The organism is Micrococcus sp. NPDC078436, from assembly GCF_040702705.1.
GTDB lineage: Bacteria > Actinomycetota > Actinomycetes > Actinomycetales > Micrococcaceae > Micrococcus.
On the sequence record NZ_JBFBLX010000010.1, the window covers coordinates 61,874 to 86,661 of the forward strand.

Here is a 24,788-nt window from a genome sequence, read left to right on the forward strand (position 1 = left end):
GAACCCATCCCTCGAGCCCCCAACACCACCCGAGCAAGGGAGACACCGTGGCACAGGACGTGCTGACCGACCTGACGAAGGTCCGCAACATCGGCATCATGGCCCACATCGATGCCGGCAAGACCACCACCACCGAGCGCATCCTGTTCTACACGGGTGTCAACCACAAGCTCGGCGAGACCCACGACGGCGCCTCGACGACCGACTGGATGGAGCAGGAGAAGGAGCGCGGCATCACCATCACCTCCGCCGCGGTGACCTGCTTCTGGAAGAACACCCAGATCAACATCATCGACACCCCCGGGCACGTCGACTTCACCGTCGAGGTGGAGCGCTCCCTGCGCGTGCTCGACGGCGCCGTGGCCGTGTTCGACGGCAAGGAGGGCGTGGAGCCCCAGTCGGAGACCGTGTGGCGTCAGGCGGACAAGTACAACGTCCCCCGCATCTGCTTCGTCAACAAGATGGACAAGCTGGGCGCGGACTTCTACTTCACCGTGGACACCATCGTCTCCCGCCTCGGCGCGAAGCCCCTCGTGATGCAGCTGCCGATCGGCTCCGAGAACGACTTCGTGGGCGTCGTGGACCTGCTCTCCATGAAGGCCTTCGTGTGGCCGGGCGACGCCAAGGGCGACGTGACCATGGGGGCCGAGTACGAGACCCGCGAGATCCCCGCGGAGCTCCAGGAGAAGGCCGAGGAGTACCGCGCGCAGCTCATGGAGGCCGTCGCCGACGTCTCCGAGGAGCTCATGGAGAAGTACCTCGAGGGCGAGGAGTTCACCGCCGAGGAGATCGAGGCCGGCGTCCGCCACCTGACCGTGAACGCCCTGGCGTACCCGGTCTTCTGCGGCTCCGCGTTCAAGAACCGCGGCGTGCAGCCCATGCTCGACGCCGTCGTCTCCTACCTGCCGAACCCGCTCGACGCGGGCGCCGTGGTGGGCCACGACGTCAACGACGAGGAGAAGGAGATCACCCGCGAGGCCTCGAAGGAGGAGCCGTTCTCGGCCCTGGCCTTCAAGATCGCCACGCACCCCTTCTTCGGCACCCTCACCTTCATCCGCGTGTACTCCGGTCGCCTGGAGTCCGGTGCGCAGATCCTCAACGCCACCAAGGGCAAGAAGGAGCGCATCGGCAAGCTGTTCCAGATGCACGCCAACAAGGAGATGCCCGTCGACGAGGTCGTCGCCGGCCACATCTACGCGGTGATCGGCCTGAAGGACACCACCACGGGCGACACGCTGTGCAACCCGGCGCACCCGATCATCCTCGAGTCGATGACCTTCCCGGAGCCCGTGATCTCCGTGGCCATCGAGCCGAAGACCAAGGGTGACCAGGAGAAGCTCTCCACCGCCATCCAGAAGCTCGTCGCCGAGGATCCCACGTTCCGCGTGAACCTCAACGAGGAGACCGGCCAGACCGAGATCGGCGGCATGGGCGAGCTCCACCTGGACGTGTTCGTGGACCGCATGAAGCGCGAGTTCAAGGTCGAGGCCAACGTGGGCAAGCCCCAGGTCGCGTACCGCGAGACCATCAAGCGCAAGGTCGAGAAGCTCGACTACACGCACAAGAAGCAGACCGGCGGCTCCGGCCAGTTCGCCAAGGTGCAGCTCTCCTTCGAGCCGCTGGACACCGCGGACGGCGAGGTCTACGAGTTCGAGAACGCCGTCACCGGCGGTCGCGTGCCCCGTGAGTACATCCCCTCCGTGGACGCCGGCATCCAGGACGCCATGAAGTTCGGCGTCCTCGCGGGCTACCCCATGGTGGGCGTGAAGGCGATCCTGCTCGACGGCGCGTACCACGACGTCGACTCCTCGGAGATGGCGTTCAAGATCGCCGGCTCGCAGGCCTTCAAGGAGGGTGTCCGCAAGGCCAGCCCCGTGCTCCTCGAGCCGCTCATGTCGGTCGAGGTCCGCACCCCGGAGGAGTTCATGGGCGACGTCATCGGCGACCTGAACTCCCGCCGCGGCCAGATCCAGTCCATGGAGGACGCCACCGGCGTGAAGGTCGTCAAGGCCCTCGTGCCGCTGTCCGAGATGTTCGGCTACATCGGCGACCTGCGCTCCCGCACCCAGGGTCGCGCGGTGTACTCGATGACGTTCCACTCCTACGCCGAGGTCCCCAAGGCCGTGGCCGACGAGATCATCCAGAAGTCCCAGGGCGAGTGACCAGCAGCCGCACTCGCTGAACGGCATGCCCCGCCCGGAGACCGAGAGGTCCCCGGGCGGGGCGCCCCGGACGGGACGACCGGCCGGGATTTCCCCAACCCCGCACCATCCCAGTAGACTCAGTCGAGTTGTCAGCACGTCTCACGCGCGGCTGAACCGTCTTCTGACGATGAACCAGTTCTTAGGAGGAACTAGTGGCAAAGGCAAAGTTCGAGCGGACCAAGCCGCACGTCAACATCGGCACCATCGGCCACGTTGACCACGGCAAGACCACGCTGACCGCCGCCATCTCGAAGGTCCTGTACGACAAGTACCCGGACCTGAACGAGGCCCGTGACTTCGCGACGATCGACTCGGCCCCCGAGGAGCGTCAGCGTGGCATCACGATCAACATCTCCCACGTGGAGTACCAGACCGACAAGCGCCACTACGCGCACGTCGACGCCCCCGGTCACGCCGACTACATCAAGAACATGATCACCGGCGCGGCCCAGATGGACGGCGCGATCCTCGTGGTCGCCGCCACCGACGGCCCCATGGCCCAGACGCGCGAGCACGTGCTGCTCGCCCGCCAGGTCGGCGTGCCGGCCCTGCTCGTGGCCCTGAACAAGTCGGACATGGTCGAGGACGAGGAGCTCCTCGAGCTCGTCGAGATGGAGGTCCGCGAGCTGCTGTCCTCCCAGGAGTTCGACGGCGACGACGCTCCCGTCATCCGCACCTCCGGCCTCAAGGCCCTCGAGGGCGACGAGAAGTGGGTCAAGACCGTCGAGGAGCTCATGGACGCCGTGGATGACTTCATCCCGGATCCGGTCCGCGACAAGGACAAGCCGTTCCTCATGCCCATCGAGGACGTCTTCACCATCACCGGCCGTGGCACCGTGGTGACCGGCCGCGCCGAGCGTGGCACCCTGGCCATCAACTCGGACGTGGAGATCGTGGGCATCCGCCCCGTGCAGAAGACCACCGTCACCGGCATCGAGATGTTCCACAAGCAGCTCGACGAGGCCTGGGCCGGCGAGAACTGCGGTCTGCTGCTCCGCGGCCTGAAGCGCGACGACGTCGAGCGCGGCCAGGTCGTGGTGAAGCCGGGCTCCATCACCCCGCACACCAACTTCGAGGCGAACGTCTACATCCTGTCCAAGGACGAGGGTGGCCGTCACAACCCGTTCTACTCGAACTACCGCCCGCAGTTCTACTTCCGCACCACCGACGTCACCGGCGTCATCACGCTGCCCGAGGGCACCGAGATGGTCATGCCCGGCGACACCACCGAGATGTCGGTCGAGCTGATCCAGCCGATCGCCATGGAGGAGGGCCTCGGCTTCGCCATCCGTGAGGGTGGCCGCACCGTGGGCTCCGGCCGCGTCACCAAGATCACTGCGTGATCTGACGTCCGCTCACTGAGCGGGCGGCCACGCGAGGGCCCCCTCACCCGTACGGGTGAGGGGGCCCTCGCGCGTCCCCGCGCGGCGAGGCCGGAGTCGCGTCCGGCGGCCGGGCGTCGTGGAGGGCCTCCGACGCCCGGCTATGGTGGGGGCATGGACCTCCTCATCACCCTCCTCGTCGTCCTGGCCGTCGTGGCCGCCGTCGTCTGGGGCCTGCGCACCTTCCGCCCCGAGATCGAGCGGGCCCGCCGCATCCGCCGTGCCGAGCGCGGGGGCGAGCTGCGTCGGTGAGCGCTCCCGGCCCGCGCACGCTGTTCCGCCTGGCCGCAGGCGCGGAGATGGTCACGTGGGCGCTGCTCCTCGCGGCCATGGCGCTCAAGTACAGCGGCACCACGGACGCCCTGATGGCGGCCGCCGGCGGCGTGCACGGGTTCGTCTTCCTCTGCTACGCCCTGATCACCGTGGCGGTGTGGATCGACGGTCGCTGGTCCGCGGGCCGGGGGCTGGCCGGCCTGGCCTCCTCCGTGGTGCCGTTCATGACGGTCCCCTTCGAGCGGTCCGCGGCCCGTCGCGGAGAGCCGGCGGAGTCCTGGCGCGCCCCGGCCCGTGCCGAGCACGAGCGCACCGCCCCTGAGCGCCTCGTCGTGGCCGTCCTGCGCCACCCGCTCGTCAGCGCCCTCGCCGCCGTCGTCCTCGTGGCCCTCGTCTTCACCCTGCTCCTGAACGCGGGACCGCCGACCGAGTGGGGCCGCTGAGGCCGTACGACGGGCCGCCCTGCGGCCGCGGGTGAGGGGCTCACCGGCCGATTGGCGCGGTGGGCCCTTCTCTGTCATACTGGATCAGTTGCTCAAGCGCCATTGTGCGGTCGTCGTGTGTCTCGCGGCGTCGCTCGGCCCAGACGCAGCGCATCCACTCCGACCGCGCCCTCAAGGCGCGTGCCTCCTCACCGAGGCGACACGCCCGAGTGCGTGGACCGGAGGCCGGCGGCGGCGAGGAACCCGGTGGAACCGGATTCGCCCCGCGCGGACGATGGACAAAAGGCGGCCCCCCGGGGTGCGCCGCACAGGGACAGGAACAGCACACCCGACGAGAGAGGCGTGACGCCATGGCGGGACAGAAGATCCGCATCCGGCTGAAGTCGTACGACCACGAGGTCATCGACGTCTCGGCCCGCAAGATCGTTGACACGGTCACGCGCGCAGGCGCGACGGTGGTGGGCCCCGTGCCCCTGCCGACGGAGAAGAACGTGTACTGCGTTATCCGTTCTCCCCACAAGTACAAGGACAGCCGCGAGCATTTCGAGATGCGCACCCACAAGCGGCTCATCGACATCATCGACCCGACCCCCAAGGCCGTCGACTCGCTCATGCGACTGGACCTGCCCGCGGACGTCAACATCGAGATCAAGCTCTGAGAGGGAGGTGCTGAGAGACTATGACCAACAACACCCAGAACGTGAAGGGCCTGCTGGGCACGAAGCTCGGCATGACCCAGGTCTGGGATGAGGAGAACAACCTCATCCCCGTGACCGTGGTCCAGGCTGACGCGAACGTCGTCACCCAGCTGCGCTCGGCCGAGACGGACGGCTACAGCGCCGTCCAGATCGCCTACGGCCAGATCGACCCCCGCCGCGTGACCAAGCCCCTGGCCGGTCACTTCGAGAAGGCCGGCGTCACGCCGCGCCGCCACCTCGTCGAGCTCCGCACCGCGGACGCCGCCGAGTACACGCTGGGCCAGGACGTGACCGTCGAGGTCTTCCAGGCCGGCCAGAAGGTCGACGTCGTCGGCACCACCAAGGGCAAGGGCTTCGCCGGCGCCATGAAGCGCCACGGCTTCTCCGGCGTGGGCGCCTCGCACGGTGCGCACAAGAACCACCGCAAGCCCGGCTCCGTGGGCGGCGCGTCCACCCCCGGTCGCGTGTTCAAGGGCCAGCGCATGCCCGGTCGCATGGGTGCCGTCCGCCAGACCACCATGAACCTGACGCTCCACGGCATCGACGTGGAGAACAACCTCCTGCTGATCAAGGGCGCCGTGCCCGGCTCCAAGGGCCAGGTCGTTCTCGTCCGCAGCGCCGTGAAGGGAGCCTGAGACCATGGCTGAGAACTCCGTGAAGACCGTCCAGGTCGAGCTGCCCGCCGAGATCTTCGACGTGCAGGCCAACGTCCCGCTGATGCACCAGGTCGTCGTGGCCCAGCTGGCCGCGGCCCGCCAGGGCACGCACAAGGTCAAGCGCCGCGGCGAGGTGTCCGGCGCCGGCCGCAAGCCGTTCAAGCAGAAGGGCACCGGTCGCGCCCGTCAGGGCTCCATCCGCGCCCCGCACATGACCGGCGGCGGCATCGTCCACGGCCCCACGCCGCGTGACTACTCGCAGCGCACCCCCAAGAAGATGAAGGCCGCCGCCCTCCGCGGCGCCCTGTCGGACCGCGCCCGCAACGGCCGCGTCCACGTCGTCGAGGCCCTCGTGTCCGGGACCACCCCGTCCACCAAGGCCGCCAAGGCGGGTCTCGAGTCGCTGAGCACCGGCCGGAAGAACATCCTGCTGGTGATCGACCGCGCCGACGACCTCACCGCCCTGTCCGCACGCAACCTGCCCGCGGTCCACACCCTCTACGCCGACCAGCTGAACACCTACGACGTGCTCGTCTCCGACGACGTCGTGTTCACCCAGGCGGCCTACGAGCAGTACGTGGCCCAGGCCTCCGGTGCCAAGAAGGAGGATGCCCAGTGAGCGGCTCCATCAACAAGGATCCCCGCGACGTGATCATCGCTCCCGTCGTGTCGGAGAAGAGCTACGGTCTGATCGACGAGGGCAAGTACACCTTCCTGGTCGACCCGCGCTCCAACAAGACCGAGATCAAGCAGGCGGTGGAGCGCATCTTCAACGTCGACGTCGCCTCGGTCAACACCCTGAACCGTCCCGGCAAGCGCCGCCGCACCCGCTTCGGGTGGGGTCAGCGCAAGTCGACCAAGCGAGCCATCATCTCGCTCAAGGACGGCGCGACCATCGACATCTTCGGAGGTCCGCTCGCCTCTTGAGGCGATGCGGAGACCACTTAATCGAGGAAGACACCCATGGCTATCCGTAAGTACAAGCCGACCACCCCGGGCCTTCGCGGCTCGTCCGTGGCCGACTTCGCAGAGATCACCCGGTCCACGCCGGAGAAGTCCCTTCTCCGCCCGCTGCACAAGACCGGCGGCCGCAACAACACGGGCCGCATCACGACCCGTCACAAGGGCGGCGGCCACAAGCGCCAGTACCGTCTGGTCGACTTCCGTCGTCACGACAAGGACGGCGTGCCCGCCACTGTCGCTCACATCGAGTACGACCCGAACCGCACCGCCCGCATCGCGCTCCTGCACTATGCGGACGGCGCCAAGCGCTACATCCTGGCCCCGGCCAAGCTGCAGCAGGGCGACACGGTGGAGGCCGGCCCGAACGCCGACATCAAGCCCGGCAACAACCTGCCGCTGCGCAACATCCCCGTGGGCACCACGATCCACGCGGTGGAGCTGCGTCCCGGCGGCGGTGCCAAGATGGCCCGCTCCGCCGGCGCCTCCGTGCAGCTCGTCGCCCGTGAGGGCAAGTACGCGCAGCTGCGCCTGCCCTCCGGCGAGATCCGCAACGTCGACGTCCGCTGCCGCGCGACGATCGGCGAGGTCGGCAACGCCGAGCAGTCGAACATCAACTGGGGCAAGGCCGGCCGCATGCGCTGGAAGGGCGTCCGCCCGACCGTCCGCGGCGTCGTCATGAACCCCGTCGACCACCCGCACGGCGGTGGCGAGGGCAAGACCTCCGGTGGTCGCCACCCGGTCAACCCCAACGGCAAGCCCGAGGGTCGCACCCGCCGCCCGAACAAGGAAAGCGACAAGCTCATCGTGCGTCGCCGCCGTACCGGCAAGAACAAGCGATAAGGGAGCTGAGAAGACATGCCTCGTAGCCTGAAGAAGGGCCCCTTCGTGGATCAGCACCTTTACCTCAAGGTTCTGGCCGAGAACGACAAGGGCAGCAAGAACGTCATCAAGACCTGGTCCCGCCGGTCGATGATCATCCCGGACATGCTGGGTCACACCATCGCCGTCCATGACGGCCGCAAGCACGTCCCGGTGTTCGTCACCGAGTCGATGGTGGGTCACAAGCTGGGCGAGTTCGCCCCCACCCGCACGTTCCGCGGCCACGTGAAGGACGACAAGAAGGGCAAGCGTCGCTGAGCCTCACGGCTCGCGGTGCTTGACCTTCGAGAGAAAGAGAGAAGCAATGGAAGCCAAGGCAATTGCGCGCCACCTGCGCGTGACGCCGATGAAGGCCCGGCGCGTCGTCGACCTGGTCCGTGGCAAGCAGGCCACCGAAGCGCTCGCCATCCTGAAGTTCGCCCAGCAGGGCGCTTCGGAGCCGGTGTTCAAGCTCGTGACCTCCGCGGTGGCGAACGCCCGAGTCAAGGCCGATCGCGAGGGCGTCGCCTTCAACGAGGACGCCCTGTACATCACGGAGGCCTTCGTGGACGAGGGCCCGACGATGAAGCGGTTCCAGCCCCGTGCTCAGGGCCGCGCGTTCCGCATCAACAAGCGCACCAGCCACGTCACCGTGGTGGTCGCATCCAAGGACGAGAAGGGTGGGAACTGACCAATGGGACAGAAGATCAACCCCAACGGGTTCCGCCTCGGCATCACCACCGACCACGTCTCGCACTGGTTCGCGGACTCCCACAAGGAGGGCCAGCGCTACGCTGACTTCCTCAAGGAGGACATCAAGATCCGCGAGCTGATGACCCACGGCATGGAGCGCGCCGGTATCTCCAAGGTGGAGATCGAGCGCACCCGTGACCGCGTGCGGGTGGACATCCACACCGCCCGCCCGGGCATCGTGATCGGTCGCCGCGGCGCAGAGGCCGACCGCATCCGCGGTGAGCTCGAGAAGCTCACCCGCAAGCAGATCCAGCTGAACATCCTCGAGGTCAAGAACCCCGAGACCGATGCGCAGCTCGTCGCCCAGGGCGTCGCGGAGCAGCTCGCCTCGCGCGTGGCCTTCCGCCGCGCGATGAAGAAGGCCATCCAGTCCGCCATGCGGGCCGGGGCCCAGGGCATCCGCATCCAGTGCGCCGGCCGTCTCGGCGGCGCCGAGATGAGCCGTTCGGAGTTCTACCGCGAGGGCCGCGTGCCGCTGCACACCCTCCGCGCGAACATCGACTTCGGCAAGTTCGAGGCGAAGACCACCTTCGGCCGCATCGGCGTGAAGGTCTGGATCTACAAGGGCGACCTGACCGCCAAGGAGCTCGCGGCCAAGGAGGCGGCCCAGCCGTCCGGCCGCGGCCGTGGCCGTGACGACCGTCGCGGCGGCGCCCCCGCCGGCGGCGAGCGCCGCCGTCGCAATGACCGTGCCGAGCGTGCTCCCCGCCAGGAGAACGCCGGCGCCGGCGCCGAGACCCCGGCCGCCGCTCCCGCTGAAGGAGGCAACGCCTGATGCTGATCCCCCGTCGCGTCAAGCACCGCAAGCAGCACCACCCCAAGCGTTCCGGCGCCGCCAAGGGCGGCACCACCGTGACGTTCGGCGAGTGGGGCATCCAGGCGCTCACGCCGGCCTATGTGACCAACCGTCAGATCGAGGCCGCCCGTATCGCCATGACCCGCTACATCAAGCGTGGCGGCAAGGTCTGGATCAACATCTACCCGGACCGCCCGCTGACCAAGAAGCCCGCCGAGACCCGCATGGGCTCCGGCAAGGGCTCCACGGAGTGGTGGGTCGCCAACGTCAAGCCCGGACGCGTGCTGTTCGAGCTCTCGGGCGTCTCCGAGGACGTGGCCCGCGAGGCGCTGCGTCTGGCCATCCACAAGCTGCCGCTGAAGGCCCGAATCATCCGTCGAGAGGGTGGTGAGTGATCCATGGCCATCGGTACCAAGGATCTGAACGTCGAGTCCCTGGACGGACAGGACAACGCGAGCCTGCTGGAGGCCCTCAAGGCCTCCAAGGAGGAGCTGTTCAACCTGCGCTTCCAGGCCGCCACCGGCCAGCTGGACAACGCCAGCCGGCTGAAGACCGTCAAGCGTGACATCGCGCGCATCTACACGATCCTGCGCGAGCGCGAGCTGGGCATCCGTGGCGATGTCCCCGCCGCGGCGCAGGCTGAGCCGAAGAACGAGGAGGCTGCCCAGTGACCGAGCAGACCGCTGCCAGCACCGAGGAGCGCGGCTACCGCAAGGCGCTCCGCGGCGTCGTCGTGTCCGACAAGATGGACAAGACCATCGTCGTCGAGGTCGAGGACCGCAAGAAGCACGCCCTGTACGGCAAGGTGCTCAAGTCGTCGAAGCGCGTGAAGGCGCACGACGAGGAGAACACCGCCGGCGTGGGCGACCGCGTCCGCATCGCCGAGACCCGCCCGCTGTCCGCCTCCAAGCGGTGGCGCCTGGTGGAGATCGTCGAGCGCGCCAAGTGATGCCCGCGGTCCGGTGAGTCCGGACCGCACCACAGAGCCGCCCCGTGCATCAGCACGGGGCGGCTCTGTGCTAGAGTGGAGTGTTCGTGCGCCCTTTGTTGGCAGGACCATCCATCCTGCGTGCCGAGGGTGTCGCACGCCGATCCCGGATCCGCCTCGGCCCTGCCCCGCGCATCGATCCGCGTCCATGGGCCCGCAGCTGTCTGAAAACGCTGTGCGGCCCGTGCCGCGGAGACGTCCGCCACGGGGGCAGGGGTAAGCGTCCCGGGATGACCGTTCAACCGTTCCGCAAGGCTCGCCCAACAGTGGGGGAGAACCGGCGCGACGCTAGGAGAGACAAGTGATCCAGCAGGAGTCGCGGCTCAAGGTCGCCGACAACACCGGTGCGAAGGAGATCCTGACCATCCGTGTTCTCGGTGGCTCAGGACGCCGCTACGCAGGAATCGGCGACACGATTGTCGCCACCGTCAAGGACGCCATCCCCGGCGGCAACGTCAAGAAGGGCGATGTCGTCAAGGCCGTGGTGGTGCGGACCCGCAAGGAGTCCCGCCGTCCCGACGGCTCGTACATCCGCTTCGATGAGAACGCGGCCGTGATCCTCAAGACCGACGGCGAGCCCCGTGGCACGCGCATCTTCGGTCCCGTGGGGCGCGAGCTGCGCGACAAGCGCTTCATGAAGATCGTGTCGCTCGCCCCGGAGGTGATCTGACCCTCATGGCCAAGATCAAGAAGGATGACCTCGTGCAGGTCATCGCAGGCAAGGACAAGGGCAAGCAGGGCAAGGTCCTGCGCGTCTTCCCCGCCGACGAGCGAGTGCTGGTGGAGGGCGTCAACCGCGTCACCAAGCACCTGCGCGCCGGCCAGAACAACAACGGATCCACCGAGGGCGGCCTGCAGGTCGTCGAGGCCCCGATCCACATCTCGAACGTGGCCGTCGTGGACCCCGAGACCCAGAAGCCGACCCGTGTGGGCTACCGCTTCGAGACCGTCCAGAAGGGCGGCGAGGACGTCACCGTGAAGGTGCGCTTCGCCAAGTCCTCGGGGAAGGAGCTGTGATGACCGAGGTGCAGCAGACCGAGAAGGTCACCCCGCGTCTGAAGGCCAAGTACCGCGACGAGATCCGCGGCGGCCTCCAGGAGCAGTTCCAGTACGCGAACGTCATGCAGGTGCCGGGCCTCGTGAAGGTCGTCGTGAACATGGGTGTCGGCGAGGCCGCCAAGGACTCCAAGATCATCGACGGCGCCGTCACGGACCTCACCGCGATCACCGGCCAGAAGCCGATGGTCACCAAGGCCCGCAAGTCCATCGCGCAGTTCAAGCTGCGTGAGGGCATGCCGATCGGCACGCACGCCACCCTCCGTGGCGACCGCATGTGGGAGTTCCTGGACCGCCTCGTCACGCTCGCGCTCCCGCGCATCCGTGACTTCCGCGGCCTGTCCGACCGCCAGTTCGACGGCAACGGCAACTACACCTTCGGCCTGTCCGAGCAGACCGTGTTCCACGAGATCGATCAGGACAAGATCGACCGCGTGCGCGGCATGGACATCACCGTGGTGACCACCGCCAAGAACGACGACGAGGGCCGCGCGCTGCTGAAGGCGCTGGGCTTCCCGTTCAAGACCGACCAGTAAGACCTCCGCGCCACAGGTCCCCCACCGGTGAACCGGTGCGGGAAACCACGGCGAGAAAGGGCGGAAGCCCACATGACCATGACCGATCCCGTCGCAGACATGCTCACCCGTCTGCGCAACGCCAATTCGGCCTACCACGACACCGTGTCCATGCCGTCCTCCAAGCTGAAGACCCGCCTCGCGGAGATCCTCAAGGCAGAGGGCTACATCCAGGACTGGCGTGAAGAGGAAGCCGAGGTCGGCAAGAAGCTGACCATCGACCTGAAGTTCGGCCCGCAGCGTGAGCGCGCGATCGCCGGCCTGCGTCGTATCTCCAAGCCGGGCCTTCGCGTGTACGCGAAGTCCACCACCCTGCCCCACGTGCTGGGCGGCCTCGGCATCGCCATCCTGTCCACCTCCTCGGGTCTGCTCACGGACCGCCAGGCCGCCAAGAAGGGCGTGGGTGGGGAAGTCCTCGCCTACGTCTGGTGACGGGCGAGACGGAAGAAAGGCTGAACTGATATGTCGCGAATCGGACGTCTGCCGATCACCATCCCGAGCGGCGTCGATGTCACCATCGACGGCGCCCGCGTCTCCGTGAAGGGGCCCAAGGGCCAGCTGGAGCACACGCTGCCCACGCCCATCACGGCCACCCTCGAGGAGGGGCAGGTCATCGTGGCCCGTCCCGACGACGAGCGCGAGTCCCGCTCCCTCCACGGCCTGTCCCGCACCCTGATCAGCAACATGGTCGAGGGCGTGACCAACGGCTTCTCCAAGCAGCTCGAGGTCGTCGGCACCGGCTACCGCGTGCAGGCCAAGGGTCAGGACCTCGAGTTCGCCCTGGGCTACTCCCACCCCGTCCCGGTGAAGTGCCCCGAGGGCATCGCGTTCACCGTCGCGGGCAACACGGTGACCGTCGCCGGCATCGACAAGCAGAAGGTCGGCGAGACCGCCGCCAACATCCGCAAGCTGCGTCGCCCTGACCCGTACAAGGGCAAGGGCGTCCGCTATGCGGGCGAGCAGATCCGCCGCAAGGCCGGAAAGGCAGGTAAGTGATGTCTACTCTGAAGGTGAAGGGCAAGGGCAAGTTCAACGCCCGCACCCGCCGCCACCTCCGGGTGCGCAAGCGGATCTCCGGCACCACCGTCCGTCCCCGCCTCGTCGTCAATCGCTCCGCGCGCCACATGTTCGTGCAGATCGTGGACGACACGCAGAGCCGCACGCTCGCCTCTGCCTCCACCATGGAGGCCGACGTGCGCGCGCTCGAGGGCGACAAGACGGCCAAGGCCAAGCGCGTCGGCGAGCTCGTCGCCCAGCGTGCCCAGGCCGCCGGCATCGACGCCGTGGTCTTCGACCGCGGCGGCAACAAGTACCACGGGCGCGTTGCGGCCGTGGCCGACGGTGCGCGAGAGGGTGGGCTGAAGCTGTGAGCGAGAACAACAACGAGAAGGGCACCCAGGTGACCGAGACCACCGAGACCCCCGTGTCCGAGACCGCCTCGGGCTCGGCCAGCCACACCACCGAGCGTTCCGCCGGCGGCCGTGGCGGTCGCGACGGCGGTCGCGGCGGGCGTGACGGAGACCGTCGCGGTCGTCGTGACGACCGCAACGGTCGCGGCAACGACGAGGAGAAGGACGCGTTCCTCGAGCGCGTCGTCGCCATCAACCGCGTGTCCAAGGTCGTCAAGGGCGGCCGCCGCTTCTCCTTCACCGCCCTCGTGGTGGTGGGTGACGGCGACGGCACCGTCGGTGTGGGCTACGGCAAGGCGAAGGAGGTCCCCGCCGCGATCCAGAAGGCCGTGGAGGAGGCCAAGAAGTCCTTCTTCCGCGTGCCCCGCGTGGGCTCCACCATCCCGCACCTCGTGCAGGGTGAGGACGCCGCCGGCGTCGTGCTGCTGCGTCCGGCGTCCCCGGGTACCGGCGTGATCGCCGGCGGTCCGGTGCGTGCCGTGCTGGAGTGCGCCGGCATCCACGACGTGCTCTCCAAGTCCATGGGCTCCGTGAACGCCATCAACATCGTCCGCGGCACCGTGGACGCGCTGAAGCGCCTCGAGGAGCCCCAGGCCGTCGCGGCCCGCCGCGGCAAGTCCCTGGACGAGATCGCGCCCCACGCGATGCTGCGCACCATGGAGAACGACCGCGCCAAGAAGAGCGCGCAGAAGGCAGGTGTGTGAGCCGTGTCTGAGCCCACTCGCAAGAACGTCCAGCCCTCGGACGCCACTCTGGTGATCACCCAGACCCGTGGCGTGACGGGGACCAAGCAGAACCAGCGGGACACCCTCCGCTCGCTCGGCCTCAAGCGGATCGGCCACCAGGTCACCCGCAAGGCCGACGCGGCGACCGTGGGCATGGTCAACACCGTGCCGCACCTGGTGTCCGTGGAGGAGGTCAACCATGGCTGAGAACGACGCCATCAAGATCCACGACCTGCGTCCTGCCCCCGGAGCCAAGACCGCCAAGACCCGCGTGGGTCGAGGCGAGGGCTCCAAGGGCAAGACCGCCGGCCGTGGCACCAAGGGCACGAAGTCCCGCTACCAGGTCCGCGTGGGCTTCGAGGGCGGCCAGCTGCCCCTGCACATGCGCCTGCCGAAGCTTCGCGGCTTCAAGAACCCGTTCCGCACCGAGTACCAGGTGGTCAACCTGGACAAGCTCTCGGCGCACTTCCCGCAGGGCGGTGAGGTGTCCGTGGACGCCCTCGTCGCCGCGGGCCTCGTCCGCAAGAACCAGCCCGTGAAGGTGCTGGGGACCGGCGAGATCACCGTTCCGGTGCAGGTCACCGCGAACGCCTTCTCCGCCTCCGCGGTCGAGAAGATCGCGGCGGCCGGCGGCTCGACGCAGACCGTCTGATCCGCTGATCGACCACACGGGCCCCGGGCCCGGGGCCATCCGCCCCGGCCCGGGGCCTTCGTGCTCCGTGTAGACTCGCACGGTGGCCCGCCCGGTGCGGCGGGCCCTCGTGCGTCCCCCGCGTGGGGGAGCGCCGAACCCCCACCCCCCGCAGGAGGACATGTGTTCAAGGCCATCGCGCGGATCGCCCGGACGCCGGACCTGAGGCGGAAGATCTTCTTCACGCTCGGTCTCATCGCGGTCTACCGGCTCGGGGCCTTCGTGCCCTCCCCGGGTGTGGACTACGCGGCGGTGCAGACCTGCCTGGCCTCCGGCAGCACCACCGGGGGCCTCTACTCGTTCGTGAACATGTTCTCGGGCGGGGCGCTGCTCCAGGTCTCGGTCTTCGCGCTGGGGATCATGCCGTACATCACGGCCTCCATCATCGTCCAGCTGCTGCGCGTGGTGATCCCGCGCTTCGAGCAGCTCCACCAGGAGGGGCCGCAGGGCCAGGCCACCCTGACGCAGTACACCCGGTACCTCACCATCGCGCTCGCCCTCCTCCAGGCCACCACCATGACGTCGCTGGCCCGTTCCGGCGCGCTGCTCAACTGCAGCATCCCCCTCCTGCGGGACGACTCGCTGCTCACCGTCCTCCTCGTGGTGATCGTCCTGGCCACCGGCTGCGTCGTCGTGATGTGGCTGGGCGAGCGGATCACGGAGAACGGGGTCGGCAACGGCATCTCCCTGCTGATCTTCGCCTCGATCGCGGCGAGCTTCCCGTCCGGCATCGCGCAGGTGCTGCAGACCCAGGGGTGGCGCACGTTCGCCGTCGTGATGGTGGTCGGCCTCCTGACGATGCTGGCCATCGTGTTCGTGGAGGAGTCCCAGCGCCGGATCCCGGTGCAGTACGCGAAGCGGCAGATCGGTTCGCGCACCGTGGGCGGCTCGAGCACGTTCATCCCGATCAAGGTCAACATGGCCAACGTGATCCCGGTGATCTTCGCGTCCTCCGTGCTGATGCTCCCGGGCATCCTGATCCAGTTCAACACCCCGCAGGACGGCTCCGCACCGCCCGCATGGGTGGGCTTCCTCAGCACGTACTTCTCCGGGGGGGACCACCCCGTCTACATGGCGCTGTACCTGCTGCTGATCATCGGCTTCACCTACTTCTACGTCTCCATCACGTTCAACCCGCAGGAGATCTCGGACAACATGAAGCGGTACGGCGGCTTCATCCCGGGTGTGCGGGCGGGGCGCCCCACGGAGCGCTACCTCCAGTACGTCATCAGCCGGATCACGCTCCCCGGTGCCCTGTATCTGGGTATCGTGGCCATGATCCCGCTGATCGCCTTCGTGCTGATCGGCGCCAACCAGAACTTCCCGTTCGGCGGCACGTCCATCCTCATCATGGTGGGCGTGGGCCTCCAGACGGTGAAGCAGATCAACGCGCAGATGGAGCAGCGCCACTATGAGGGCCTGCTGCGCTGAGCGGCCGCCACGGACGTCCACCATCTCGAGAGTGAGGAACACACGATGACCCGCATGCTGATCATGGGCCCTCCCGGATCCGGTAAGGGCACCCAGGCCTCCCGGATCGCCGACAAGCTGGGGATCGTCCCCATCTCCACCGGCGACATCTTCCGCCACAACGTCAAGGCCATGACCCCGCTCGGCGTCGAGGCCAAGCGCTACATCGACAACGGCGACTTCGTGCCCGACGACGTCACCAACCGCATGGTGGCCGACCGCATCGCCCAGCCTGATGCCGAGCACGGCTTCCTCCTGGACGGATACCCCCGCACCGCGGGCCAGGTCGAGGCGCTCGACGCCATGCTGCGCGAGGCCGGCCAGGCCCTGTCCGCCGTCGTCGAGCTCGAGGTGCCGGACGCCGAGCTCGTGGAGCGTCTGCTCAAGCGCGCCGAGATCGAGGGCCGCGCCGACGACACCCAGGACGTCATCCAGCACCGCCTCGACCTCTACCACCGCGAGACGGAGGTCGTGATCGAGAACTACGTGGACCGCGGCATCGTGGCGCGCGTGGACGGCACGGGCCAGATCGACGACGTCACGGAACGCCTGCTCCAGGCCGTCTACTCGGTGCGCGCGGCGACCGGCACCCTGCCCGTCATCACCCCGCGGACCGAGGCCTGACCGCGTGATCGGACGTCGCTCCCTCGAGCTCAAGACCACCCCCCAGCTGCAGGCCATGCAGCGTGCGGGGGTGGTCCTGTCCGCGGCCCTCGATGCCGCCGTGGACGCCGCCGCCCCCGGTGTGACCACCGCGGAGCTGGACGCCGTGTTCCGCGGCGTCCTCGCCGAGCACGGCGCAACCTCGAACTTCCTGGGCTACCACGGCTTCCCCGCCACGATCTGCGCGTCGGTGAACGAGGAGGTGGTCCACGGCATCCCCGGGGAGCGCGTCCTGCAGGCCGGCGACGTCCTGAAGATCGACGGCGGCGCGATCGTGGACGGCTGGCATGCCGACTCCGCGCGCACCGTGATCCTGGGGTCCTCCGCGGCCGGCACGGCGGACCCCGCGGACGAGCGCCTCTCCGCCATCACCCGCGAGGCCATGTGGGCGGGGATCGCCGCCTTCGCGTCCGCCACGCACGTGGGGGAGATCGGCGACGCCATCGACGACCACGTCTCGGCGCAGGACGGCCCCGAGCTCGGCATCCTCGAGGACTACGTGGGCCACGGCATCGGCTCGGCCATGCACCTGCCCCCGGACGTGTTCAACTACCGCACCGGGCACCAGGGCCCGCGCGTGCGCCCCGGCCTGGCGCTCGCGATCGAGCCCATGCTCGTGCGCGGCGGCATCGAGACCCGCACCCTCGAGGACGACTGGACCGTGGTGACGGAGGACGGGGCCCGGGCGAGCCAGTGGGAGCACTCGGTGTGCCGCCACGCCGGCGGCCTGTGGGTCCTCACCGCCCCCGACGGCGGCGCGTCCGAGCTGGCCCGCTTCGGCGTCACCCCGGTCCCGCCGGGGGAGTGACCCCGCACGCCCGGGCGTGGTGGTCAACCGGCTCCGGATGCGGTATCATCGAATGTTGATCGTGTCCGTTCGCCGTCGGCGTGCCGCCGCGATCCACCCCGTTCCCGCCCCGTGGGCGGCGCCACCGCGCCGCTGTCGGAGCATGACGATAGTGGAGGACATGGCTAAGAAGGAAGGTGTCATCGAGGTCGAGGGCACGGTGTCGGAGGCGTTGCCCAACGCGATGTTCCGCGTCCGTCTGCAGAACGAGCACGTCGTGCTCGCCACGATCTCCGGAAAGATGCGTCAGCACTACATCCGCATCCTCCCCGAGGATCGCGTCGTGGTGGAGCTTAGCCCGTACGACCTCAATCGAGGTCGCATCGTCTACCGCTACAAGTAAGACCCAACCCGTCCAAGCGAGCGCAGGAGGAAGAGCCGTGAAGGTTCAGCCGAGCGTGAAGCGGATTTGTGACAAGTGCCAGGTCGTGCGCCGTAAGGGCCGCGTTCTGGTGATCTGCTCGAACCCGCGCCACAAGCAGCGCCAGGGCTGATCGCCTCCCCCGTCTCGCGGGGGAGCGACGCCGTGCGCTGACGAGAACACCCAACCGGCCATGATGGCCGAACAGCAGGGACAACGGTCGCCCCCGTCACACGGGACGCGGCCGACACCTCCGGTCGCAGGGGCCGGAGACCGACGACGGCGGACGACCGCCGCGGAGCACGCCGAGCACTCGCTGGGCGCCGCGGCTCGAGGGTCCGCTTGGCCGTGAGCCGCGTCGTCCGGGCGTCCCTGGTGCAGACCTCTGCTGCTTCTAGGAACAGGAGGACGGCCGCATGGCTCGTCTTGCAGGCGTTGACATTCCGCGCGAGAAGCGCGTGATCATCGCACTCACCTACATCTACGGCGTGGGCAAGACCCGCGCCGAGGAGACCCTCGCCGCCACCGGGATCGACCCGAACATCCGCGTGAAGGACCTCTCCGACGAACAGCTGGTGCAGCTGCGCGACCACATCGAGGGCACCTACAAGGTGGAGGGCGACCTCCGCCGCGAGGTCGCCGCCGACATCCGTCGCAAGGTGGAGATCGGCTCCTACGAGGGCCTGCGCCACCGTCGCGGCCTTCCGGTGCGCGGTCAGCGCACGAAGACCAACGCCCGCACCCGCAAGGGCCCCAAGAAGACGGTCGCCGGCCGCAAGAAGTGATCCTGCCGGCGAGGCTGAGCCCGGACCCGTCCGGCCGCCCCGCCGCAGCACCTGCACCGTCAGCCTTTTCGTCAGGAGAACCACATGCCCCCCAAGACCCGCGCCGCAGCGGCCCGCAAGCCGCGCCGCAAGGACAAGAAGAACATCACCGTGGGCCAGGCCCACATCAAGAGCACGTTCAACAACACCATCGTGTCCATCACGGACACCACGGGTGCCGTCATCTCGTGGGCCTCGTCCGGCGAGGTGGGCTTCAAGGGCTCGCGCAAGTCGACCCCCTACGCCGCGCAGCTGGCCGCCGAACAGGCCGCCAAGCGCGCCCAGGAGCACGGCATGAAGAAGGTGGACGTCTTCGTGAAGGGCCCGGGCTCGGGTCGCGAGACCGCCATCCGCTCCCTGCAGGCCGCCGGCCTCGAGGTGGGGTCCATCCAGGACGTCACCCCCATGGCCCACAACGGTGCTCGCCCCGCGAAGCGCCGCCGCGTCTGACCTGAGCGTCTTCTCCGCACCCGCCCCGTCCCCCGGGGCGGGTGCGGACAGGTCTGCGACCTGATCCCATCCCGTCCTCGTTTCCACCCCCCGCGTGCGTCATATGGCGGACGCTCGCCGAAAGGAAATGTTCGTGCTCATTGCACAGCGCCCCACGCTGACCGAAGAGGTCGTGTCCGACCGTCGGTCCCGGTTCGTGATCGAGCCGCTGGAGCCCGGCTTCGGCTACACCCTCGGCAACTCCCTGCGCCGCACTCTGCTCTCCTCCATCCCCGGTGCTGCCGTGACCAGCATCCGCGTGGACGGCGTCCTGCACGAGTTCAGCACCGTCAACGGCGTCAAGGAGGATCTCACCGAGATCATCCTCAACATCAAGCAGCTGTCCGTCTCCTCCGAGAACGACGAGCCCGTCGTCGCCTACCTGCGCAAGCAGGGGGCCGGCGTCGTGACCGCCGCAGACATCACCGCCCCCGCCGGTGTGGAGATCCACAACAAGGACCTCCACATCGCGACGCTCAACGCGAAGGGCAAGTTCGACATGGAGCTGACGGTCGAGCGCGGCCGCGGCTACGTGACGGCGGCCCAGAACAAGTCCGCGGACGCGGAGATCGGCCGCATCCCGGTCGACTCCATCTACTCGCCCGTGCTCAAGGTGACCTTCAAGGTCGAGGCCACCCGTGTGGAGCAGCGGACGGACTTCGACCGCCTGATCCTGGACGTGGAGACCAAGGAGTCCATGCTGCCGCGCGACGCCGTGGCCTCTGCCGGCTCCACGCTCGTCGAGCTGTTCGGCCTGGCCCGCGCGCTCAACGTCGAGGCCGAGGGCATCGACCTGGGCGAGACGCCGGCGGAGGGCGACGTGTCCGCCGACCTGGCCCAGCCGATCGAGGAGCTCGAGCTGACCGTGCGCTCCTACAACTGCCTCAAGCGCGAGGGCATCCACTCCGTGGGTGAGCTCGTGGCCCGCTCCGAGGCCGACCTGATGGACATCCGCAACTTCGGCGCGAAGTCGATCGACGAGGTCAAGGAGAAGCTGGAGGAGCTGGGCCTGTCCCTCAAGGACTCGCCGGCCGGCTACGACCCGCAGCTCCACGCGCGCCAGATGGACGACGATCCGTTCTCGGATTTCTGAGCCGCACCGCACCCCTGAATCTTTGACCCCGAGGCCGACGCCGGCACCGGGGACCACCTGAGGAGAAACACCATGCCTACCCCCACCAAGGGTCCGCGCCTGGGCGGCAGCCCGGCCCACGAGCGCATCATGCTGGCCAACATGTCGGCCCAGCTCTTCGAGCACAAGTCGATCACCACGACGCTCACCCGCGCCAAGCGCCTCCGCCCCCACGCGGAGCGCCTCATCACCTTCGCGAAGAAGGGCGACCTGCCCTCCCGTCGCAAGGTGCAGGGCATCATCGCGGCGAAGAACCGCACCAACAAGTCCATCGTGCACGAGCTGTTCACGGTGATCGCCCCGGCCATGGCCGAGCGCAACGGCGGCTACACCCGCATCACCAAGATCGGCAACCGCCACGGCGACAACGCGCCCATGGCCGTGATCGAGCTCATCATGGATCCGGTCTCCCCGAAGCAGGCCGTCGTCCGTGAGGCCGAGCGCGCCGTCGAGACGGCTCCGGCCGCCCCGGTCGAGGCCGAGGCCGTCCCCGTGGAGGCCGTGGACCCGGCCGCCACCGAGGACGTCACCGTGGCCGAGTCCGAGGAGACCGCCGCCGAGATCGACGGCGCCGTCGCCACGACCGAGGACGGCTCCGCTCCCGAGGGCGCGACCATCAAGGGCAACGCCAGCTCGAAGAAGTACCACGTCCCCGGCTCCCGCTGGTACGACCAGACCACCGCCGAGGTCTGGTTCACCACCGTCGAGGAGGCCGTGGCCGCCGGCTTCGAGCCCGCCGGCGGCGCTGCGGCGCAGAAGATGCCCGCCTCCGAGTGAGGCCGTGCGCACCCCCTCGGCGGGGAGCGCATCCCCTGAGCGAAGGGCCGTCCACCTCGGTGGGCGGCCCTTCGTCGCGTCGACCCCCAGGAGCACCATGACCGAGCACCGCTCTGCCGAGCACACCCGCCCGCGCGGGGACGCGTCCGCCGAGGCGGACGCCACCCCGTCCGCCGCAGACGCCGCCGCGGACCTCGCCGTCCCGGACGCGCGTCTCCGGGTGCGGCTCGACCTCGCCTATGACGGATCGGCGTTCTCCGGCTGGGCCTCCCAGCCGGGGCTGCCCACCGTCCAGGGCGCGCTCGAGGAGGCGCTGGAGCGGATCCTGCGCCGCCCCGTGGCCACGGTGGTGGCCGGGCGCACCGACGCCGGCGTCCACGCGCGCGGCCAGGTGGTCCATCTGGACCTCTCCGCCGCCGAGTGGGAGGGCCTCTCCCGGGGCCGGCCGGGCGATGACCCGGGGCAGGCCCTGCTGCGCCGCCTCGCGGGCGTGCTCTCCGGCTGGGGCGGCGCCGTCGTGGTGCACGGCGCGGCCCGTGCACCGGAGGGCTTCGACGCGCGATTCGGCGCCCTGTGGCGCGAGTACGAGTACCGCATCAGTGACCGCCGAGCGACGCAGGACCCGCTCACCCGCCGGGGCACGCACTGGCACGGCGCCGCCCTGGATGTGGGGCGCATGCAGACGGAGGCCCACGCCCTCCTCGGCCTGCACGACTTCCTCTCCTTCTGCAGGCCGCGCGAGGGTGCCACCACCATCCGCGAGGTCCAGGATCTGCGGGTCGAGCGGGACCCGGAGGGGATCGTCCGTGTCCAGATCCGCGCGGACGCGTTCTGCCACCACATGGTGCGCTCCATCGTGGGGGCGCTCCTGGAGGTGGGGGAGGGGCGTCGCGCTCCCGGCTGGGCGGGCGAGCGGCTGGCGGCCCGCGTGCGGGACTCCCATGTGCGCCTCGCGCCGCCGGGTGGGCTGACCCTGGCCCGCGTCGCCTACCCGGCGAACCCGGACGTGCTGCGGGCCCGCGCCGCGGGGACACGGGCCCGACGCTCCCTGTGAGTCCGGGCGTCGACGTCGGGGGCGCCCCCGAAGGGCGCCGCGGGACGTGGGCCCGCGCTTTTGCCGCGGGGACGCGGACCCGGTAGCATGGGGAGACGTTGCGCATGTCCGCACCCGGATGCGTCGTGCCGCGAGTGGCTCAGTTGCATGGCCTTCAGCTCGCGCCGCACCCCCGGGATCCTCGGGCCCGGTCGCCTTCCAGTCCTCACCTGGAGCCCCGGCGCGCACGGAGAACTGACAGTGCGCCCCACGCCGGAATCACGCCCCAGCGCGCGGCCACTGTGACCGATCACCGACCCTGAAGGCAGACAACGTGCGTACGTACTCTCCCAAGCCTGGCGATGCCGACCGCCAGTGGCACATCATCGATGCCACCGACGTCGTCCTCGGCCGCCTGGCCACCCACACCGCCACCCTGCTGCGCGGAAAGCACAAGCCGACGTTCGCCCCCCACATGGACATGGGCGACTTCGTCATCATCGTGAACGCCGAGAAGGTGGCCCTCACCGGCGCCAAGCTCGAGAAGAAGCGCGCCTACCGCCACTCGGGCTACCCGGGCGGCCTGAAGTCGCAGAGCTACGCCGAGCTCCTCGAGACCAACCCGGTCCGCGCCGTGGAGAAGGCCGTCCGCGGCATGCTCCCCAAGAACTCGCTGGCCGACCAGCAGATGGGCAAGCTCAAGGTGTACCGCGGTGCCGAGCACCCGCACGCCGCCCAGCAGCCCGCCACCTTCGAGATCGGCCAGGTCGCCCAGTGACCCTGGCGACCGCCTGAGACTTTTCCTGAGGAGAACCATGAGCATCAATGAGCATGAGGACGTGGAGCTGACCAGCTACACCTCCGAGTCGTCCGCCACCGCCTCCACCGACGAGGCCGCCGTGTCCGAGCGTCCCGCCCTGACCGTCCCCGGTGCAGCCGTCGGCCGCCGCAAGGAGGCCGTGGCGCGCGTCCGCCTCATCCCCGGCTCCGGCCAGTGGACCGTGAACGGCCGCACCCTGGAGAACTACTTCCCCAACAAGCTGCACCAGCAGGAGGTCAACGACCCCTTCACGCTGCTGGAGCTCGCCGGCGCGTACGACGTGATCGCCCGCATCCACGGCGGCGGCCCCTCCGGCCAGGCCGGTGCGCTGCGCCTGGGCATCTCCCGCGCCCTGAACGAGATCGACCGCGAGCACAACCGCGCCGCCCTCAAGAAGGCCGGCTTCCTCACCCGTGACGCCCGCGTCATCGAGCGCAAGAAGGCCGGCCTCAAGAAGGCCCGCAAGGCCTCGCAGTTCTCGAAGCGCTGATCCGCGCCTCGGCTCCGGCCGACCGGATCCGCCCCGCAGACCCCGTGTCACCGTTCCCCGGTGGCGCGGGGTCTGCCGCGTCCGGCGCCTAGACTGTGAGGGTCCCCGCAGTGCGGCGGGGGCTCGCCCGGGGCGTGAGGGCTCCCGCCGGTGGCGCGAGACGTGTGAGAGCCACGAGGAGATCCGCCATGGCAGATTCATCCCGCCACCCGGAGGACGCCCCCCAGGAGGCCCAGGGCCAGGCGCAGACCGACGCGCCGGCGTCGCCGGAGAGCACCCCCGTCCACGTGCTGGAGGCGGGGGATTCCGATCTCCCGTTCGCCGTGACCCACGACTACGCCGCGGAGGTCGACGAGATCCACGAGCTCGGCCGCAAGCTGCGCGGGGACAAGGCCCTGCCGACCCCGGACCCGCTCGCGTGGCGCGAGGGCTACCCCTACGAGACGAAGATCAGCCGACGCCTCTACGAGCGCCGCAAGCGCGAGCTCCAGATCGAGCTGCTGAAGATGCAGCTGTGGGTCAAGGAGACGGGCCAGAAGGTCCTGATCATCTTCGAGGGGCGCGACGCGGCCGGCAAGGGCGGCGCGATCAAGCGCTTCAACGAGCACCTCAACCCGCGCGGCGCCCGCACCGTGGCCCTCGAGAAGCCCACCGAGGCCGAGGCCTCGCAGTGGTACTTCCAGCGCTACATCCAGCACCTGCCCTCCGGCGGGGAGATCGTGATGTTCGACCGGTCCTGGTACAACCGGGCCGGCGTCGAGCGCGTCATGGGCTACTGCACGCCGCCGCAGTACCTCGAGTTCATGCGGGAGACCCCGGAGCTCGAGCGCATGCTGGTCAACTCCGGCATCCACCTCGTGAAGTTCTGGTTCTCCGTCTCCCAGCGCGAGCAGCTCAACCGCTTCGCCTCCCGCGAGACCGATCCCGTCCGCCGCTGGAAGCTCTCGCCCACCGACATGGCCTCCCTCGACAAGTGGGACGACTACACGAACGCCAAGGAGGCCATGTTCTTCTACACGCACACGGCCGACGCGCCGTGGACCGTGGTGAAGTCCAACGACAAGAAGCGCGCGCGCCTCGAGGCCATCCGGCACGTGCTGCACACGCTCCCGTACCCGGACAAGGACGCGCGGATCGTGCACGCCCCGGACCCGCTCATCTGCGCACCCGCGACGGACCTGTTCGAGATGGGCGAGGACCACGACAGCGGCTCCTTCCCGCGCGTGCGCTGAGCACGTCCGGGACGCGGCGGCCCGCCGAGGCCCCCGCATGACGCGGCGGCCCGCCGAGGCCCCCGCATGACGACGGCGCCCCGCCCTGAACTGCTCCCCGGAAGTTGGACTGGTTTCTACAGCGTAGCCAGGGCCGTGGCCCCGAGGGCCTGACACCGATACTGCATCGGGGTCAGGCCC

General features: G+C 69.2%; 37 protein-coding genes. All 37 read left to right on the forward strand.

Features of this window, described 5'->3' with window-relative positions; all coding sequences use genetic code 11:
• Nucleotides 1-47: 47 nt before the first annotated feature.
• Nucleotides 48-2,162, forward strand: a complete 2,115-nt coding sequence (fusA, locus tag AB0302_RS07220; RefSeq protein WP_248116036.1) for an elongation factor G — start codon at nucleotides 48-50, stop codon at nucleotides 2,160-2,162.
• Between the two features lie 194 nt (nucleotides 2,163-2,356).
• Nucleotides 2,357-3,547 carry an elongation factor Tu gene (tuf, locus tag AB0302_RS07225; protein WP_248116035.1) on the forward strand — a complete coding sequence of 397 codons (1,191 nt, stop codon included), beginning with the start codon at nucleotides 2,357-2,359 and terminating at the stop codon, nucleotides 3,545-3,547.
• Nucleotides 3,548-3,700: 153 nt separating this feature from the next.
• The gene (locus tag AB0302_RS07230) at nucleotides 3,701-3,838 is read left to right on the forward strand and encodes a hypothetical protein (protein WP_248116033.1); all 138 of its coding nucleotides are present in this window, start codon (nucleotides 3,701-3,703) and stop codon (nucleotides 3,836-3,838) included.
• On the forward strand, nucleotides 3,835-4,302 hold the full coding sequence (locus AB0302_RS07235; protein WP_248116031.1) for a DUF3817 domain-containing protein: 468 nt from the start codon (nucleotides 3,835-3,837) through the stop codon (nucleotides 4,300-4,302). The genes AB0302_RS07230 and AB0302_RS07235 overlap by 4 nt, the downstream gene beginning before the upstream one ends.
• A gap of 350 nt (nucleotides 4,303-4,652) precedes the next feature.
• Nucleotides 4,653-4,961 (forward strand): 30S ribosomal protein S10, encoded by a 309-nt coding sequence (rpsJ, locus tag AB0302_RS07240; protein ID WP_002857463.1) that lies wholly within the window; start codon nucleotides 4,653-4,655, stop codon nucleotides 4,959-4,961.
• Nucleotides 4,962-4,981: 20 nt separating this feature from the next.
• Nucleotides 4,982-5,635 (forward strand): 50S ribosomal protein L3, encoded by a 654-nt coding sequence (gene rplC / locus AB0302_RS07245; RefSeq protein WP_248116029.1) that lies wholly within the window; start codon nucleotides 4,982-4,984, stop codon nucleotides 5,633-5,635.
• A gap of 4 nt (nucleotides 5,636-5,639) precedes the next feature.
• On the forward strand, nucleotides 5,640-6,275 hold the full coding sequence (rplD, locus tag AB0302_RS07250; protein ID WP_248116027.1) for a 50S ribosomal protein L4: 636 nt from the start codon (nucleotides 5,640-5,642) through the stop codon (nucleotides 6,273-6,275).
• The gene (gene rplW / locus AB0302_RS07255) at nucleotides 6,272-6,583 is read left to right on the forward strand and encodes a 50S ribosomal protein L23 (RefSeq protein WP_248116025.1); all 312 of its coding nucleotides are present in this window, start codon (nucleotides 6,272-6,274) and stop codon (nucleotides 6,581-6,583) included. The genes rplD and rplW overlap by 4 nt, the downstream gene beginning before the upstream one ends.
• Nucleotides 6,584-6,619: 36 nt before the next feature.
• Nucleotides 6,620-7,459 carry a 50S ribosomal protein L2 gene (gene rplB, locus AB0302_RS07260; protein ID WP_248116023.1) on the forward strand — a complete coding sequence of 280 codons (840 nt, stop codon included), beginning with the start codon at nucleotides 6,620-6,622 and terminating at the stop codon, nucleotides 7,457-7,459.
• Nucleotides 7,460-7,474: 15 nt separating this feature from the next.
• Nucleotides 7,475-7,756, forward strand: a complete 282-nt coding sequence (gene rpsS / locus AB0302_RS07265; protein WP_248116020.1) for a 30S ribosomal protein S19 — start codon at nucleotides 7,475-7,477, stop codon at nucleotides 7,754-7,756.
• Nucleotides 7,757-7,802: 46 nt separating this feature from the next.
• Complete coding sequence (gene rplV, locus AB0302_RS07270) at nucleotides 7,803-8,168, forward strand: 50S ribosomal protein L22 (protein ID WP_248116018.1); 366 nt, start codon at nucleotides 7,803-7,805, stop codon at nucleotides 8,166-8,168.
• Nucleotides 8,169-8,171: 3 nt separating this feature from the next.
• On the forward strand, nucleotides 8,172-9,005 hold the full coding sequence (gene rpsC / locus AB0302_RS07275) for a 30S ribosomal protein S3 (RefSeq protein WP_248116016.1): 834 nt from the start codon (nucleotides 8,172-8,174) through the stop codon (nucleotides 9,003-9,005).
• Nucleotides 9,005-9,421 (forward strand): 50S ribosomal protein L16, encoded by a 417-nt coding sequence (rplP, locus tag AB0302_RS07280; RefSeq protein WP_248116014.1) that lies wholly within the window; start codon nucleotides 9,005-9,007, stop codon nucleotides 9,419-9,421. The genes rpsC and rplP overlap by 1 nt, the downstream gene beginning before the upstream one ends.
• Nucleotides 9,422-9,424: 3 nt before the next feature.
• On the forward strand, nucleotides 9,425-9,697 hold the full coding sequence (gene rpmC / locus AB0302_RS07285; protein ID WP_248116012.1) for a 50S ribosomal protein L29: 273 nt from the start codon (nucleotides 9,425-9,427) through the stop codon (nucleotides 9,695-9,697).
• Complete coding sequence (gene rpsQ, locus AB0302_RS07290) at nucleotides 9,694-9,975, forward strand: 30S ribosomal protein S17 (RefSeq protein ID WP_298711718.1); 282 nt, start codon at nucleotides 9,694-9,696, stop codon at nucleotides 9,973-9,975. Before rpmC ends, rpsQ begins: the two co-directional genes overlap by 4 nt.
• A gap of 340 nt (nucleotides 9,976-10,315) precedes the next feature.
• Nucleotides 10,316-10,684 (forward strand): 50S ribosomal protein L14, encoded by a 369-nt coding sequence (gene rplN / locus AB0302_RS07295; protein ID WP_248116010.1) that lies wholly within the window; start codon nucleotides 10,316-10,318, stop codon nucleotides 10,682-10,684.
• 5 nt (nucleotides 10,685-10,689) lie between these two features.
• Entirely contained in the window at nucleotides 10,690-11,031 is a 342-nt protein-coding gene (gene rplX, locus AB0302_RS07300) for a 50S ribosomal protein L24 (RefSeq protein ID WP_248116008.1), read from the forward strand.
• Nucleotides 11,031-11,606: a 50S ribosomal protein L5 gene (gene rplE, locus AB0302_RS07305; protein ID WP_248116006.1), complete on the forward strand. Its 576-nt coding sequence runs from the start codon at nucleotides 11,031-11,033 to the stop codon at nucleotides 11,604-11,606. Before rplX ends, rplE begins: the two co-directional genes overlap by 1 nt.
• 72 nt (nucleotides 11,607-11,678) lie before the next feature.
• A complete protein-coding gene (rpsH, locus tag AB0302_RS07310; RefSeq protein ID WP_248116004.1) occupies nucleotides 11,679-12,077 on the forward strand; it encodes a 30S ribosomal protein S8 in 399 nt (132 codons plus the stop codon).
• A 30-nt stretch (nucleotides 12,078-12,107) separates the two neighbouring features.
• The gene (gene rplF, locus AB0302_RS07315; protein ID WP_248116002.1) at nucleotides 12,108-12,641 is read left to right on the forward strand and encodes a 50S ribosomal protein L6; all 534 of its coding nucleotides are present in this window, start codon (nucleotides 12,108-12,110) and stop codon (nucleotides 12,639-12,641) included.
• Nucleotides 12,641-13,015: a 50S ribosomal protein L18 gene (gene rplR, locus AB0302_RS07320; protein WP_248116000.1), complete on the forward strand. Its 375-nt coding sequence runs from the start codon at nucleotides 12,641-12,643 to the stop codon at nucleotides 13,013-13,015. The genes rplF and rplR overlap by 1 nt, the downstream gene beginning before the upstream one ends.
• On the forward strand, nucleotides 13,012-13,758 hold the full coding sequence (gene rpsE / locus AB0302_RS07325; RefSeq protein WP_248115998.1) for a 30S ribosomal protein S5: 747 nt from the start codon (nucleotides 13,012-13,014) through the stop codon (nucleotides 13,756-13,758). The genes rplR and rpsE overlap by 4 nt, the downstream gene beginning before the upstream one ends.
• 3 nt (nucleotides 13,759-13,761) lie before the next feature.
• On the forward strand, nucleotides 13,762-13,986 hold the full coding sequence (rpmD, locus tag AB0302_RS07330) for a 50S ribosomal protein L30 (protein WP_248115996.1): 225 nt from the start codon (nucleotides 13,762-13,764) through the stop codon (nucleotides 13,984-13,986).
• On the forward strand, nucleotides 13,979-14,431 hold the full coding sequence (gene rplO / locus AB0302_RS07335; protein WP_298987176.1) for a 50S ribosomal protein L15: 453 nt from the start codon (nucleotides 13,979-13,981) through the stop codon (nucleotides 14,429-14,431). The genes rpmD and rplO overlap by 8 nt, the downstream gene beginning before the upstream one ends.
• 162 nt (nucleotides 14,432-14,593) lie before the next feature.
• A complete protein-coding gene (gene secY / locus AB0302_RS07340; protein WP_248115992.1) occupies nucleotides 14,594-15,901 on the forward strand; it encodes a preprotein translocase subunit SecY in 1,308 nt (435 codons plus the stop codon).
• Nucleotides 15,902-15,946: 45 nt separating this feature from the next.
• Nucleotides 15,947-16,564, forward strand: coding sequence for an adenylate kinase (locus AB0302_RS07345; RefSeq protein WP_248115988.1), 618 nt, complete (start codon nucleotides 15,947-15,949; stop codon nucleotides 16,562-16,564).
• 4 nt (nucleotides 16,565-16,568) lie between these two features.
• Nucleotides 16,569-17,411: a type I methionyl aminopeptidase gene (map, locus tag AB0302_RS07350; protein ID WP_319074050.1), complete on the forward strand. Its 843-nt coding sequence runs from the start codon at nucleotides 16,569-16,571 to the stop codon at nucleotides 17,409-17,411.
• A 160-nt stretch (nucleotides 17,412-17,571) separates the two neighbouring features.
• A complete protein-coding gene (gene infA, locus AB0302_RS07355; protein ID WP_010080397.1) occupies nucleotides 17,572-17,793 on the forward strand; it encodes a translation initiation factor IF-1 in 222 nt (73 codons plus the stop codon).
• 37 nt (nucleotides 17,794-17,830) lie between these two features.
• Nucleotides 17,831-17,944: a 50S ribosomal protein L36 gene (gene rpmJ / locus AB0302_RS07360; protein ID WP_002857509.1), complete on the forward strand. Its 114-nt coding sequence runs from the start codon at nucleotides 17,831-17,833 to the stop codon at nucleotides 17,942-17,944.
• Between the two features lie 283 nt (nucleotides 17,945-18,227).
• The gene (gene rpsM / locus AB0302_RS07365) at nucleotides 18,228-18,596 is read left to right on the forward strand and encodes a 30S ribosomal protein S13 (RefSeq protein ID WP_248115979.1); all 369 of its coding nucleotides are present in this window, start codon (nucleotides 18,228-18,230) and stop codon (nucleotides 18,594-18,596) included.
• Between the two features lie 84 nt (nucleotides 18,597-18,680).
• Complete coding sequence (gene rpsK / locus AB0302_RS07370; RefSeq protein ID WP_248115977.1) at nucleotides 18,681-19,085, forward strand: 30S ribosomal protein S11; 405 nt, start codon at nucleotides 18,681-18,683, stop codon at nucleotides 19,083-19,085.
• Nucleotides 19,086-19,218: 133 nt separating this feature from the next.
• Entirely contained in the window at nucleotides 19,219-20,217 is a 999-nt protein-coding gene (locus AB0302_RS07375) for a DNA-directed RNA polymerase subunit alpha (protein WP_298987195.1), read from the forward strand.
• A 72-nt stretch (nucleotides 20,218-20,289) separates the two neighbouring features.
• Complete coding sequence (rplQ, locus tag AB0302_RS07380; RefSeq protein ID WP_248115972.1) at nucleotides 20,290-21,033, forward strand: 50S ribosomal protein L17; 744 nt, start codon at nucleotides 20,290-20,292, stop codon at nucleotides 21,031-21,033.
• A gap of 97 nt (nucleotides 21,034-21,130) precedes the next feature.
• On the forward strand, nucleotides 21,131-22,087 hold the full coding sequence (truA, locus tag AB0302_RS07385; RefSeq protein WP_366371035.1) for a tRNA pseudouridine(38-40) synthase TruA: 957 nt from the start codon (nucleotides 21,131-21,133) through the stop codon (nucleotides 22,085-22,087).
• Between the two features lie 313 nt (nucleotides 22,088-22,400).
• Nucleotides 22,401-22,844, forward strand: a complete 444-nt coding sequence (rplM, locus tag AB0302_RS07390; protein ID WP_248115967.1) for a 50S ribosomal protein L13 — start codon at nucleotides 22,401-22,403, stop codon at nucleotides 22,842-22,844.
• A 37-nt stretch (nucleotides 22,845-22,881) separates the two neighbouring features.
• Entirely contained in the window at nucleotides 22,882-23,376 is a 495-nt protein-coding gene (gene rpsI, locus AB0302_RS07395) for a 30S ribosomal protein S9 (RefSeq protein WP_248115965.1), read from the forward strand.
• A gap of 188 nt (nucleotides 23,377-23,564) precedes the next feature.
• Nucleotides 23,565-24,608, forward strand: a complete 1,044-nt coding sequence (ppk2, locus tag AB0302_RS07400) for a polyphosphate kinase 2 (protein ID WP_366371038.1) — start codon at nucleotides 23,565-23,567, stop codon at nucleotides 24,606-24,608.
• Nucleotides 24,609-24,788: the final 180 nt, after the last annotated feature.